Source organism: Pantoea pleuroti (assembly GCF_014156615.1).
GTDB classification, from domain to species: domain Bacteria; phylum Pseudomonadota; class Gammaproteobacteria; order Enterobacterales; family Enterobacteriaceae; genus Pantoea; species Pantoea agglomerans.
This window is the reverse complement of the sequence record NZ_SBFD01000014.1, coordinates 13,948-27,807: the sequence shown is the minus strand read 5'-3', so window position 1 is coordinate 27,807 and position 13,860 is coordinate 13,948. Positions and strand designations below refer to the sequence as shown.

General features: G+C 61.6%; 9 protein-coding genes. 8 read left to right on the top strand and 1 reads right to left on the bottom strand.

Features of this window, described 5'->3' with window-relative positions; genetic code table 11:
* Positions 1-24 precede the first annotated feature (24 nt).
* Entirely contained in the window at positions 25-1,944 is a 1,920-nt protein-coding gene (gene sltY / locus EPG66_RS21480; protein WP_033756501.1) for a murein transglycosylase, read from the bottom strand.
* Positions 1,945-2,213: 269 nt separating this feature from the next.
* Between sltY and atzF the strand changes: the two genes are divergently transcribed.
* The 8 genes from atzF (at position 2,214) to urtE (ending at position 13,857) form a co-directional block, all read left to right on the top strand.
* Positions 2,214-4,010: an allophanate hydrolase gene (gene atzF, locus EPG66_RS21475; RefSeq protein WP_031594481.1), complete on the top strand. Its 1,797-nt coding sequence runs from the start codon at positions 2,214-2,216 to the stop codon at positions 4,008-4,010.
* 2 nt (positions 4,011-4,012) lie between these two features.
* The gene (uca, locus tag EPG66_RS21470) at positions 4,013-7,630 is read left to right on the top strand and encodes an urea carboxylase (RefSeq protein WP_182688055.1); all 3,618 of its coding nucleotides are present in this window, start codon (positions 4,013-4,015) and stop codon (positions 7,628-7,630) included.
* A 9-nt stretch (positions 7,631-7,639) separates the two neighbouring features.
* Positions 7,640-8,341: a GntR family transcriptional regulator gene (locus EPG66_RS21465; protein ID WP_031593301.1), complete on the top strand. Its 702-nt coding sequence runs from the start codon at positions 7,640-7,642 to the stop codon at positions 8,339-8,341.
* A gap of 28 nt (positions 8,342-8,369) precedes the next feature.
* Entirely contained in the window at positions 8,370-9,638 is a 1,269-nt protein-coding gene (gene urtA, locus EPG66_RS21460; protein WP_031292851.1) for an urea ABC transporter substrate-binding protein, read from the top strand.
* 92 nt (positions 9,639-9,730) lie between these two features.
* Positions 9,731-11,296: an urea ABC transporter permease subunit UrtB gene (gene urtB, locus EPG66_RS21455; RefSeq protein WP_083070572.1), complete on the top strand. Its 1,566-nt coding sequence runs from the start codon at positions 9,731-9,733 to the stop codon at positions 11,294-11,296.
* On the top strand, positions 11,296-12,369 hold the full coding sequence (urtC, locus tag EPG66_RS21450) for an urea ABC transporter permease subunit UrtC (RefSeq protein ID WP_033769609.1): 1,074 nt from the start codon (positions 11,296-11,298) through the stop codon (positions 12,367-12,369). Before urtB ends, urtC begins: the two co-directional genes overlap by 1 nt.
* On the top strand, positions 12,366-13,157 hold the full coding sequence (urtD, locus tag EPG66_RS21445) for an urea ABC transporter ATP-binding protein UrtD (RefSeq protein ID WP_163638379.1): 792 nt from the start codon (positions 12,366-12,368) through the stop codon (positions 13,155-13,157). The genes urtC and urtD overlap by 4 nt, the downstream gene beginning before the upstream one ends.
* 1 nt (position 13,158) lies before the next feature.
* Complete coding sequence (gene urtE, locus EPG66_RS21440; RefSeq protein ID WP_010253632.1) at positions 13,159-13,857, top strand: urea ABC transporter ATP-binding subunit UrtE; 699 nt, start codon at positions 13,159-13,161, stop codon at positions 13,855-13,857.
* Positions 13,858-13,860: the final 3 nt, after the last annotated feature.

The following is a 13,860-nucleotide window of genomic DNA, read 5'->3' as shown; positions in this document are numbered from 1 at the left end:
AAAGAGTACGGAAGCTTAGCACAGCTAGTAACGGCGATTCCACTCAGCATCTGACAGGATCTTGTCAGGCTTGCCCATGAAGTGACGATAGTAGGCGTCGTACGCCAGCACATTCTTCACATAGCCACGCGTTTCAGAGAACGGGATGGTCTCGATAAACGCGACGGCATCAAGATTGCCTGCACTGGTTTTCTGCCAGCTTCGCACCCGGCCCGGCCCGGCATTGTAGGCCGCCGAGGCGAATATCCGGTTCTGGTTGAACTGCTGATAGACATATTCCAGATACTGGGTGCCGATCTGAATATTGGTTTCCGGATCGAGCAGCTGGCTGGTGTTGCTGTAGCCAGGGATGTTGTACATCTTCACGGTATGCGCCGCCGTGGCAGGCATAATCTGCATCAGACCGCTGGCGCCGACCGGTGAACGCGCTTTCGGATTCCAGGCGCTCTCCTGACGCGAAATCGCCATCGCATAGCTCGGCGGGATCTGCTTCACCGCGGTGTTGCGCTCATAGACGCTCTGCCACGCCAGCGGGAAACGCTCTTTCAGGCTGTCCCACATTTTGGCAGTGATGGTCGCCTGTACGCTGAGATCCCACCAGTCCTGCTCATTGGCGTAGCGCGCCAGCATCTGCTGCTGCGTGTGCGTGCGGCTGCCGATCAGATTGCTCCACTCGCTGCGCGCCAGGTTATCCAGACCCCAGTACATCAGCTCGCGAACGCGGGCCAGCTCCGGTCCCTGCACCGTGGCACTGTCAGGCTTCGGCGCTTCATCCACCTGCAACGGGTAGTCAACGCCCAGCCGCTGCGCGGCCACCATTGGATAGAAGCCACGCGCCTGCATCAGTTTGCGCAGGATCTCTTCCGCTTCCTCTTTGCGATCTTTCTCAAACAGCAGATCGGCCTGCCAGTACTGCCACTCATCTTTCTCTTTGGCTTCCAGCGGCAGACGGGCGATCCAGGTGTTGAGGCCGCGTCGGTCATGCTGAGAGAGTGCCAGTCGTACCCGGCGTTCTACCAGCGCGGTGGACTCGCTGTTCATCACCACCGCATCGCGCCAGCGTGCCTGCTCAGAGGTGAGATCGCTGCCCATCATGCGCCAGACCACAATCTCCTTCAGCGCCTGCTCATCTTCCGGTCCCATCTTCTGCGCCCGGACCAGGATCGGAATCAGGCTGCGGGCATTTTCCATGTCCTGCCGCGCCACACGCGTAAAGGCGTAAATCGTCGCCTGGCGGGTAAAGTCGGTTGGCCCGACGGCGCTGGCGAAGGTGCTGACCGTTAACGGATCCTGCTGCAGAGCCTGTATCGCGTCAGACATGGTCTGATAGTCAGTAGGCAACGTTTTCGCCAGATAGCTCACCAGACTGTCGTTGCCTGCTTTCATCGCCAGCCGGATACGCTCCAGGATCGTAATCGGCGAAATCTGACCGGACGCCTGCCAGACCGAAAAGAGCTTATCGCAGTCCGCGGGCAGCGCCGTGCCGCGCAGCCAGATCTGCTTCGCGCCGTCAAACGCGGCCTGCTGCTGACCGGTAGCCCATTTGGCGTAATACCAGTTACAGCGTGCCTGCACCGGCTTAGGTTCGGTCGGACTGAAGTTCAGCACACCCTGCCAGTCCTGTCGGTAAGCCAGCACATTAATAAAGCGTGTGCTGAGCGAACGCGCGGGTGGCAACGTTGGATACTGGCGAATAAAGTTCTGTACCGCCAGGGTGGTCTCCTGATCGAGATCCTGTGCCAGCAGGCGATATTGCAGATAAGGATAGAGCGGATAATCCTGTAGCGTGGGCAACAGCTGATCCACGGTGGCCATCTGATTGCTGTCCCAGGCCTGTTTAATTTGTTGATAACGTTGCCGTTGTTGATCAAGCGAATCGGCCCATGCGCTGCTGGCCGTGCCGGCCATGCAGATCCCTATTATCCAGTTACGCCACTTCACCACGTAAATCTCCTCTGTTGCTGGGGCCGGCGAGTTGCCAGACAGTCTTCATGCTAACCAGGCCACCGGACTCTTGCCATGTTCTTCACAAAATTTACGCACACGAAAGGTAAACGCACCGTCATCGCTCAGCGTGCGCGCCGTAATTGTGCAAATTATCATCAGAAAATCTTATCACTGCACGCATTAAACTGTTGAATCATTGCGTTAAAAAAGTGGCACAGCCTTTGCTCTGTTGAATTCCATCTTGTATACCAGCTGGAATTCTTCGTATGACTTCAACCTTTGGCCTGACGCTTCACGCCTGGCAGCAGCGCTATCAGCAGGCGCCGCAACAGATTACTTCGCTACTGAGCGCACACCTGGCGGCACTCGATCCTCAGGATAATGCCTGGATTTATCTGGCGACACCGGAGCAGTTAGCGGCACAGATTGAGCCCCTGCTGGCGCACTATCAGCGCGATCCCGGCTCGCTGCCGCTGTTTGGTGTTCCCTTCGCCGTCAAAGACAACATTGATGTGGCGGGCTGGCCGACCAGCGCCGCCTGCCCCGCCTTTACCTATACCGCCAGCGAAGACGCGGTAGCGGTCGCCCGGCTTAAAGCCGCCGGCGCGATAGTCATCGGCAAAACCAACCTCGATCAGTTCGCTACCGGCCTGGTGGGCACCCGCTCCCCGTTTGGCGCGGTCAGTAACACCTTTGATGCCGATTACGTCAGTGGCGGCTCCAGCTCCGGCTCCGCGTCGGTGCTGGCGCGCGGGCTGGTCGCCTTTTCACTGGGCACCGATACTGCGGGATCGGGCCGCGTTCCGGCGGGCTTTAACAACATTGTCGGACTGAAACCGACCAAGGGCTGGTTCTCTGCACGCGGCGTGGTGCCCGCCTGCCGCCTCAACGACACGATTTCCGTGTTTGCGCTGACGGCAGAAGATGCCTTTAGCGTCGCCAGCGTCATGGGTGGCTATGATGCCGGTGACGCCTATTCGCGCATTAATCCGCGCACCGCCCCGGCCAGCCTGCCCGTCCATCCCCATTTTGCTGTACCTTTGAACCCGGAGTTTTTTGATGATGCCGCCGCCGAAGCCGCCTGGGACCAGGCACTGGAGGCGTTGCAGGCGGGTGGCGTGACGCTGCACCCCATCGACTTCACCCCGTTCCGGAAGCTGGCTGAACAGCTTTACTACGGTGCCTGGGTCGCTGAACGCACGGCGGCGGTGGGCGGGATGCTCGATCGCCCGGCGGAGATGGATCCGGTGGTACACGAGATTATCGCCAGCGGCCTGAAATACAGCGCAGTCGATGCCTATAAGGCGGAGTATCTGCGAGCCGAACTGACGCGCCAGATTCAGCAGACGCTGGCACAGTTTGACGCGCTGGTGGTGCCGACCTCGCCCACGATTCATACCCTGGAGGAGATGAAGCAGGAGCCGATTCACTACAACTCGCAGTTCGGCACCTATACCAACTTTACCAACCTTGCCGACCTCGCCGCGCTGGCGCTGCCCGCACCGTTCCGCAATGACGATCTCCCGGCAGGCATCACGCTGATTGCGCCCGCCTGGCACGATCGGGCGCTGGCTGAATTTGGCATTCGCTGGCAGCAGCAGCTCGCCCTGCCGCTGGGCGCGACCGGTCAGCCTTGCCCTGCCTGGCGTACCAGCCTGCCCGCCTCCGCCGACCATGTCCGGCTGGCGGTAGTGGGCGCGCATCTCACCGGAATGCCGCTTAATTTCCAGCTCACCGATCGCCATGCCGTCTGGGTGGAAGAGACGAAGACCGCGCCACACTATCGCCTGTTTGCCCTGCTGGAGGGCGCGATCAAAAAACCCGGCCTGATGCGTGACGAACAGGGCGCCGCTATCACCGTGGAGCTGTGGGATATCCCGCTGGCGCGCTTTGGTGAGTTTGTGGCGGAGATTCCCGCACCGCTGGGCATCGGCAGCCTGACGCTGGCGGATGGCCGGGTGGTGAAAGGCTTTATCTGCGAAGGCGCGGCGCTGAACAACGCGCTGGAGATTACTGAGACGGGCGGCTGGCGCAACTGGCTGGCATCACAGGGGAGTCACTGATTATGTTCACCACCGTACTGATTGCCAACCGCGGCGAAATTGCCTGTCGCGCCATTCGGACGCTGAAGCGCCTGGGCGTCAAAAGTGTCGCGGTCTATTCAGATGCTGACCGCAACGCGCAGCACGTTAAGCAGGCGGATATCGCTATCGCGCTGGGCGGCGATAAGGCCAGCGACAGCTATCTGCGCATCGACAAAATTCTGGCGGCGGCTCAGCAGAGCGGCGCGCAGGCTATCTGGCCGGGCTACGGTTTTCTTTCAGAAAGCCAGCCGTTTGCCGAAGCCTGCGAAGCGGCGGGCATCGCCTTTGTCGGCCCCACCGCGCAGCAGATTGGTGAGTTCGGCCTTAAACACCGTGCCCGTGAGCTGGCAGCCAGTGCAGGTGTACCGATGACGCCAGGCACACCGCTGCTTGCGTCGCTGGAGGAGGCGATGCAGGCGGCCGATAAGATCGGCTATCCGGTGATGCTGAAAAGCACGGCGGGCGGCGGCGGCATTGGCCTGACGCGCTGCGCCGACGCCAGCGCGCTCGCCAGCGCCTGGGAGAGCGTACGCCGTCTTGGCGAGCAATTCTTCAGTGATGCGGGCGTGTTTCTGGAGCGCTGCATCGATCGCGCCCGCCACGTAGAAGTGCAGATTTTTGGTGACGGTAACGGCACTGTGGTCGCGCTGGGTGAACGCGACTGCTCACTGCAGCGCCGCAATCAAAAGGTGGTGGAAGAGACGCCCGCGCCCGGTCTGTCTCCGGCGACGCGTGACGCCCTGCTCGCCTCGGCGGTGCGACTCGGCGAGCGGGTCAACTACCGCAGCGCAGGCACCGTGGAGTATATCTACGACGTCGACCAGCAGGCCTTTTACTTTCTGGAAGTGAACACCCGCCTGCAGGTGGAGCATCCGGTCACTGAGTGCGTCACCGGACTCGATCTGGTGGAGTGCATGTTGCAGGTGGCGGCGGGCGATGCGGTTGACTGGTCACGTCTGCAGCAGTCGCCGCAGGGCGCAGCCATTGAAGTGCGGCTCTATGCGGAAGATCCACTGAAGAACTTTCAGCCCAGCCCCGGCCTGCTAACCGGCGTAACTTTCCCTGACGGCGTGCGGGTCGACAGCGGCATCGAAACCGGCAGCGAGGTCTCCAGCTTCTACGATCCGATGATCGCCAAACTGATCGTGCATGCCGACACCCGCGATGCTGCTCTGGAAAAACTTCACCATGCGCTGGATGCCACTCAGCTGCACGGTATCGCCACCAACCTCGACTATCTGCGCCAGATTACCACCAGCGACGCGTTTCGCAGCGGCAACGTCTGGACGCGTTACCTTGACAGCGTGGTGCCTGCCTCCTCCGTGGTGGAAGTGTTGCAACCCGGTACCTTCAGTTCGGTTCAGGACTATCCTGGCCGCCTCGGCTACTGGGATATCGGCGTGCCACCTTCCGGCCCGATGGATGACTTCGCTTTCCGGCTGGCTAACCGCATCGTCGGTAATCATGACGCGGCGGCGGGGCTGGAATTTACCCTGCAGGGGCCGACGCTGCGTTTCCATTGTGATGCCATCGTGGCGCTGACCGGTGCTGACTGCGATGCCACGCTGGAGGGCGAACCGGTCAGCTACTGGCAGCCGCTGGCGGTGAAAGCGGGACAGACTCTGGCGCTGGGACGCGCCCGGACGGGCTGCCGCAGCTATCTGGCAGTGCGTAACGGCTTCGACGTGCCGGAGTATCTTGGCAGCCGCAGCACCTTTTCGCTGGGCCAGTTTGGCGGTCACGCCGGACGCACCCTGCGGGTTGCAGATATGCTGGCGATCTCCCAGCCTGAGCGGGCAGCCTGCACCACGCCTGCCCCGGTCAGCGATCCGCAGCCGCTCGATGCGGCGCTGATTCCGCACTACGGCAGCGAGTGGCGCATCGGCGTGCTCTACGGCCCGCACGGCGCACCGGATTTCTTCACCCAGGCCGCCATCGATGCGTTCTTTGCCAGCGACTGGCAGGTGCACTACAACTCCAACCGTCTCGGCGTACGGCTGGTCGGCCCGAAACCGACCTGGACCCGCGCCAACGGCGGCGAAGCGGGCCTGCATCCCTCCAACGTTCACGACTGTGAATATGCCATTGGCGCGGTCAATTTTACCGGCGACTTCCCGGTGATCCTGACGCACGACGGCCCAAGCCTCGGCGGCTTTGTCTGTCCGGTGACTATCGCCAAAGCCGAGCTGTGGAAAGTGGGCCAGGTTAAACCTGGCGACACCATCCGCTTCCACCCCATCACCGCAGACGATGCGCTGGCGCGGGAAAAAGCGCAGATGCATCTGATTGAGACATTGCGGCCTGAGCATCCGCCCACGTTTGCCGTGCCGTCACTGGCCGAAACTGCCCACGGCTCCGCCACGATTCTGGCCGCTCTGGAGGCCACCGCCAGCACGCCGAAAGTGGTCTATCGCCAGGCGGGCGACAAATATGTGCTGATTGAGTATGGCGACAACGTACTGGATCTGGCGCTGCGTCTGCGTGTCCATCTGCTGATGAATGCGCTGACGGCGCAGGCGGAGCCTGGCGTAGAAGAGCTGTCGCCTGGCGTGCGTTCGCTGCAGGTGCGCTACGACAGCCGCATCATTAACCAGTCCGGGCTGATGTCGCTGCTGCTGGCGCTGGAAGCGACGCTGGGCGACGTCAGCACGCTGAAAGTGCCCTCCCGCGTGGTGTGGATGCCGATGGCATTTGAAGACAGCGCCACGCTGGGTGCCGTCAGCCGCTATCAGGAGACGGTGCGTGCCAGCGCCCCCTGGCTGCCTGACAACGTGGACTTTATCCAGCGGATTAATGGCTTAAGCAGCCGCGATGAGGTGCGCGACACCCTGTTCAACGCCAGCTATCTGGTGCTGGGGCTGGGCGACGTCTACCTTGGCGCACCCTGTGCTGTTCCGATCGATCCACGCCATCGCCTGCTGAGTTCCAAATACAGTCCGGCGCGCACCTTCACCGCCGAAGGCACCGTAGGGATCGGCGGCATGTACATGTGCATCTACGGCATGGATTCGCCCGGCGGCTATCAGCTGGTGGGCCGCACGCTGCCCATCTGGAATACCTTCCTGAAAAACCCGCAGTTCGCTACCGATGCGCCGTGGCTGCTGCGCTTCTTCGATCAGGTGCGCTTCTATCCGGTGAGTGAAACCGAACTGACCCAGCTGCGCGAAGATTTCCGCGAAGGCCGCGCCAGCCTGCGTATTGAAGAGACGCAGTTTGATTTTGCCGCCCACCAGCAGTTCCTCGCCGACCACGCCGCTGAAATTGCAGCGTTCCGCCAGCGCCAGGCCGCCGCCTTTGAACAGGAAGTGCAGCTATGGGCGCAGGAGGAGCAGAACGCGCCGCCGGAAGATGAAACGCGCGCCAGCGTCAGCGAAGAGGAGGAGAACGGGCTGGCGGTGCAGGCGGATCTCAATGGCAACATCTGGAAAGTGCTGGTGCAGCCGGGCGACGAGGTCAGCGCCGGGCAGACGCTGATTATCGTAGAGGCGATGAAGATGGAGCTGGCGATAGTAGCCCCGCAGGCCGGTCGTGTGACGCGGATTGCCTGCCAGGCGGGCCGTCCGGTCAGTCCTGGCGATAACCTGCTGTGGCTGGAATAAGGAGCGGTAATGACAACGCAACCCCACTCCCCTAAAGCCCGCCCGGAAGCGCTGGCGGAACGGGTTTATCAGGCGCTGAAGGACGATATCTTCGCCTTTCGCCTGATGCCCGGCGATCGCTTCAGCGAAAGCGAAATCGCCGGACGGATGGCGGTCAGCCGCACCCCGGTCCGTCAGGCGCTGTTCCGGCTGGAACGCGAAGGCTTTGTCGAAGTCTGGTTTCGCAGCGGCTGGCAGATTAAGAACTTCGATTTCGCCTGGTTCGAATCGCTGTATGACCTGCGCACCGTGCTGGAGTGCGAGGCGGTCAAACGCCTCTGCGCCCTGCCTGCGCCGCAGTGTGCCGCGCTGTTAAACGAACTGAACCAGTTCTGGTGCGAGGCGGAGCCGCTTACCGAAGGGCTGGTGGTGTCGCAGCATGACGAAGCGTTTCACATGACGCTGGTGGCAGCAGCAGGTAATCCGGAGATGGCACGCATTCACGCCGAACTCACCGAGAAGATCCGCATTATCCGCCGGCTCGACTTCACTCGTGACGATCGCATCTTTGCCACCTGGCAGGAACATGCACAGATTTTACAGGCGATTTTTCAGCAGCAGACCGCCGAGGCGCAACGCATCCTGACCGATCACATCGCCGTGAGTAAGGCGGAGGTCAGAAAGATCACGCTGCACCGCCTTCAGCAGGCCCGGCTCCAGCTCACCGAATAACACAACAACTACTCAGGGGTTTCAGATGATGAAAAGACGTTCGTTGATCAAGGCTTTCGCCCTCTCCGCCACCGTTGTCAGCATGGGGTTCGCCTGGAGTGCGCAGGCGGCTGACACCATCAAAGTGGGGATCATGCATTCGCTCTCCGGCACTATGGCGATTTCAGAAACGCCGCTGAAGGATGTGGCGCTGATGACCATCGATGAGATCAACGCCAAAGGGGGCGTGCTGGGGAAAAAGCTGGAGCCGGTGGTGGTCGATCCCGCCTCTAACTGGCCGCTGTTTGCCGAGAAGGCGCGGCAGCTGCTGACTCAGGATAAGGCGGCGGTGGTGTTTGGCTGCTGGACCTCGGTGTCGCGCAAATCGGTGCTGCCGGTATTTGAAGAGCTGAACGGCCTGCTGTTCTACCCGGTGCAGTATGAAGGGGAAGAGATGTCCCCCAACGTCTTCTATACCGGCGCTGCGCCTAACCAGCAGGCGATTCCGGCTGTGGAGTATCTCATGAGCGAAGATGGCGGCAGCGCGAAACGCTTCTTCCTGCTCGGCACCGACTATGTCTATCCGCGTACTACCAACAAGATCCTGCGCGCCTTCCTGCACAGCAAAGGCGTGGCGGATAAAGATATCGAAGAGGTCTACACGCCGTTTGGTTACAGCGACTACCAGACCATTGTCTCCAACATCAAAAAGTTTGCGGCTGGCGGCAAAACGGCAGTGGTTTCCACGATCAACGGCGACTCCAACGTGCCGTTCTACAAAGAGCTGGCGAACCAGGGGATCAAAGCCACTGACATTCCGGTGGTCGCCTTCTCGGTGGGCGAAGAGGAGCTGCGCGGCATCGATACCAAACCGCTGGTGGGTCAGTTAGCCGCCTGGAACTATTTCGAGTCGATCGATAATCCGACCAACGCGAAGTTTGTCGCCGACTACCGCGCATATGCCAAAGCACATAACCTGCCGAACGCCGCCACCGTCGTCACCAACGACCCGATGGAAGCGACCTATGTTGGCATTCATATGTGGGCGCAGGCGGTGGAAAAAGCGGGCACCACGGATGTGGACAAAGTGCGGGCGGCGATGGCCGGTCAGACCTTTAAAGCGCCGGATGGCTTTACCCTGACCATGGATCAGACCAACCATCATCTGCATAAGCCGGTCATGATTGGCGAAGTGGAAGAGAACGGCCAGTTCAGCGTGGTGTGGCAGACCGATCAGCCGGTACGTGCGCAGCCGTGGAGCCCGTACATTGCCGGTAACGACAAAAAACCCGATCACCCGGTGAAAACCGCACAGTAATCGCGGGTTGCTGATAGATACGCAGCGTCACCCGCTGTGAAGCGGCAGCACGGCACCCGGCCGTGCTGCCCTCCCCTGACGAGGCTCCTTTTATGAATCTATGTCGCTGCTTTTTCAGCCTGCTGCTGCTGCTGCCGCTGTTGGCCAGTGCCGGAACGGCGGCTGACTTTGCCGCCGCCAGCCGCAGTCAGCAGGCCACGCTGCTGCAACAGTGGGCCGCCGCACCGGATAGTCCTCGCCTGCCGCTGCTGGAAGCGCTGCATGCCGAAACGGTGGTCATCGACCAGAATAAACAGCCGTTCAGCCAGCAGGGATCCACGCTGCAGCCGCTGGATGCGGTAGCGCAGCCCACGGGAAACCTGAAAAAGCTGTTTATGAACAATCGTCTGCGCGTGCTGGTTAACAATGCGCTGGCCGCCCACCAGCTTGTCAGCACTGATACGACCCTGCGTCTGCGCGCAGCGCAGCAGCTGCAAAGTGAGGGCGTTGCCGACCAGCTGCCGCTGCTGGAGCAGCGTTTTGCCGCCGAGCAGGACAGCCGGGTCCATGCCGCACTGGCGCTGGCGCTGGCGAACCTGCAACTGGCAGATGGCGAGCCGATGGTGCGTCTGCGGGCGGTGAAACTGCTGGGTGAGTCCAGCGATCCCAATACGCAGGCCAGCCTGCAACGCCTGACTCAGCCCGCGAATGAACCGGACGCCACGGTGCGGGCCGCCGCGGCGGAAAGTCTGCAACAGATTCAGAAACGGCTGATGTGGGGCGATCTGCTGGGGCAGGCCTTCAGCGGCCTGTCGCTGGGTTCCATCCTGCTGCTGGCCGCGCTGGGCCTGGCGATCACCTATGGCCTGCTCGGGGTGATCAACATGGCGCACGGTGAAATGCTGATGCTCGGCGCTTACGCCACCTGGTGGGTACAGAGCCTGTTTCAGCAGTTTGCGCCGCACTATTTAGCCTGGTATCCGCTGCTGGCGCTGCCGGTCGCCTTTCTGGTTACCGCCGCCATCGGCATGGCGCTGGAACGCACGGTGATCCGCCATCTCTATGGCCGTCCGCTGGAGACGCTGCTCGCCACCTGGGGGATCAGCCTGATGCTGATCCAGCTGGTGCGGGTGCTGTTCGGGGCACAAAACCTGGAGGTGGCGAATCCGGCGTGGCTTTCGGGTGGCTTGCAGCTGCTGCCCAATCTGGTGCTGCCGTGGAACCGCATCGCGGTGATCCTGTTTGTGGTGTTTGTGCTGGCGCTCACCTGGCTGCTGCTGAACCGGACCCGCCTTGGCATGAACGTGCGCGCCGTGACCCAGAACCGCGCCATGGCGGATTGCTGCGGCGTGCCGACTGGTCGCGTCGATATGCTGGCTTTTGGCCTTGGCTCGGGGATTGCCGGGCTGGGCGGCGTGGCGCTATCGCAGCTCGGTAACGTCGGACCGGAGCTGGGCCAGGGCTACATTATCGACTCGTTCCTGGTGGTGGTGCTGGGTGGCGTCGGCCAGCTGGCGGGCACCGTGGTTGCCGCGTTCAGCCTGGGCATTATCAACAAAGTGCTGGAGCCGCAGATTGGCGCCGTGCTGGGCAAGATCCTGATTCTGGTGATTATCGTGCTGTTTATTCAGAAACGTCCGCAGGGGCTGTTTGCGGTAAAAGGAAGGGTGACTGACTGATGACGCAACCCATCACGCTTCGCGTGGCGCGCACCGCGCCGCGCCTGACCATCAGCATTGGCCTGGCAATTACCGTGGCGCTCCTGGTGATGCCGTTTCTGGCGCTGCTGCCCGCCACGCATCCGCTGGCGATCTCCACCTATACCCTGACGCTGGTCGGCAAAATCCTCTGCTACGCGGTGGTCGCGGTGGCGCTGGATCTGGTGTGGGGCTACGCCGGATTGCTGTCGCTGGGCCACGGCCTCTTTTTCGCCCTGGGTGGATATGCCATGGGCATGTATCTGATGCGCCAGGCCGCAGGCGAGGGTTTACCCGCCTTTATGTCCTTTCTCTCCTGGCGTGAACTGCCCTGGTTCTGGACCGGCACCGACTATTTCGTCTGGGCGCTCTGCCTGAGCATGCTGGTGCCGGGCCTGCTGGCGCTGATTTTTGGCTTTTTTGCCTTTCGCTCGAAGATCAAAGGCGTCTACTTCTCCATCATGACCCAGGCGCTGACCTACGCCGGGATGCTGCTGTTCTTCCGTAACGAAACCGGTTTTGGCGGCAACAATGGCTTTACCGGCTTTACCACCCTGCTCGGCTTTTCGGTGACGGCAACCCCCACCCGTATCGGGCTGTTTATCGCCACGGTGCTGCTGCTGCTGCTGAGCCTGGCGATCGGCTTCGCCCTGGCGCGCAGCAAATTTGGCCGGGTGCTGACTGCGGTGCGGGATGCGGAGAACCGCCTGATGTTCTGTGGTTACGACCCGCGCGGTTTCAAGCTGTTTGTCTGGACGCTCTCCGCCGTGCTGTGCGGCCTGGCCGGGGCGCTCTATGTGCCGCAGGTCGGCATTATCAATCCGGGCGAGATGTCACCGGCCAACTCGATTGAAGCGGCGATCTGGGTGGCGCTGGGCGGACGCGGCACGCTGATTGGCCCGCTGCTGGGCGCGGCGATTGTTAACGGCGCACGCAGCTTCTTCACCGTCGCCTTTCCCGAATACTGGCTCTTTTTCCTGGGGCTGATGTTTATCCTGGTCACGCTGTTTCTGCCGCACGGCGTGATTGGCCTGTTGCGCCGGAGGAAAAAATGAGTGATGTCCTGTTTACCCAAACTCAGCTGGCGGATCGCCATCGGGTGCAGCGCGATCCGGTGCTGCAACTGGAGAAGATCAGCGTGTCGTTTGAAGGCTTCCGGGCGCTGACCGATCTTTCGCTGCAGATTGGCGTCGGGGAACTGCGCTGCGTGATCGGCCCCAACGGCGCGGGCAAAACCACGCTGATGGATGTGATCACCGGCAAAACCCGGCCCGATACCGGCCGGGTGATCTACGACCAGGACAGCGATCTGACCCGTCTCTCACCGGTGGAGATCGCCCGCGCCGGGATCGGCCGCAAGTTCCAGAAGCCCACGGTGTTTGAGGCGTTAACCGTGTTCGAAAATCTGGAGATCGCGCTCAAAGCCGATAAATCGGTCTGGGCCAGCCTGCGCGCCCGCCTCAGCGGCGAACAGCGTGATCGCATTGATGAGGTGCTGAAACTGCTGCGGCTGGGCGGCGAACGCCAGCGTCGCGCGGGCCTGCTGTCGCATGGCCAGAAGCAGTTTCTGGAGATCGGCATGCTGCTGGTGCAGGAGCCGCATCTGCTGCTGCTGGATGAACCGGCCGCGGGCATGACCGATGCCGAAACGGACTACACCGCCGAGCTGTTCCGCAGCCTGGCGGGCAAGCATTCGCTGATGGTGGTGGAGCATGATATGGGCTTTGTCGAAACCATTGCCGACCACGTGACGGTGCTGCATCAGGGTCAGGTGCTGGCTGAGGGTTCGCTGCGTGACGTGCAGGCCAATGAGCAGGTTATCGACGTTTATCTGGGGCGCTGAAATGTTACAGGTTACTGAACTGAATCAATATTATGGCGGCAGTCATATTCTGCGGGGCCTGTCGTTTGAGGTAAAGATTGGCGAAATTACCTGTCTGCTGGGGCGCAATGGCGTTGGGAAGACCACGCTGCTGAAATGCCTGATGGGGCTGATCCCGGCGAAATCGGGCGAGATTCACTGGCAGCAGCAGCGCATGAATGGCCGCAAGCCGCACCAGCGGGTGCAGGCTGGCATCGCCTGGGTGCCCCAGGGGCGGGAAATCTTTCCGCGTCTGACGGTGGAAGAGAATCTGCTGATGGGGCTGTCACGCTTTCCGGCTGCCCAGGCGCGTGAAGTGCCGGAGGAGATCTACCAGCTCTTTCCGGTGCTGCTGGCGATGAAGTCACGCCGGGGCGGCGACCTCTCTGGCGGTCAGCAGCAGCAGCTGGCGATTGGCCGGGCGCTGGCCTGTCGGCCCCAGCTGTTGATCCTTGATGAGCCGACCGAAGGGATCCAGCCTTCGGTGATCAAAGAGATCGGCGCGGTGATCCGCCAGCTGGCACAGCGGGGAGATATGGCGATCCTGCTGGTAGAGCAGTTTTATGACTTCGCGGCGGAGCTGGCGGACAGCTATCTGGTGATGTCGCGCGGAGAAATTGTGCAGCGTGGCCGCGGCGACACCATGGAAGCAGAGGGTGTGCGCGGCCTGGTGGCGATTTAAATC

Coding starts and splice junctions, on each gene's coding strand:
- atzF (WP_031594481.1), top strand. CDS start 2,214: ATGACTTCAACCTTTGGCCTGACGCTTCACGCCTGGCAGCAGCGCTAT.
- uca (WP_182688055.1), top strand. CDS start 4,013: ATGTTCACCACCGTACTGATTGCCAACCGCGGCGAAATTGCCTGTCGC.
- EPG66_RS21465 (WP_031593301.1), top strand. CDS start 7,640: ATGACAACGCAACCCCACTCCCCTAAAGCCCGCCCGGAAGCGCTGGCG.
- urtA (WP_031292851.1), top strand. CDS start 8,370: ATGAAAAGACGTTCGTTGATCAAGGCTTTCGCCCTCTCCGCCACCGTT.
- urtB (WP_083070572.1), top strand. CDS start 9,731: ATGAATCTATGTCGCTGCTTTTTCAGCCTGCTGCTGCTGCTGCCGCTG.
- urtC (WP_033769609.1), top strand. CDS start 11,296: ATGACGCAACCCATCACGCTTCGCGTGGCGCGCACCGCGCCGCGCCTG.
- urtD (WP_163638379.1), top strand. CDS start 12,366: ATGAGTGATGTCCTGTTTACCCAAACTCAGCTGGCGGATCGCCATCGG.
- urtE (WP_010253632.1), top strand. CDS start 13,159: ATGTTACAGGTTACTGAACTGAATCAATATTATGGCGGCAGTCATATT.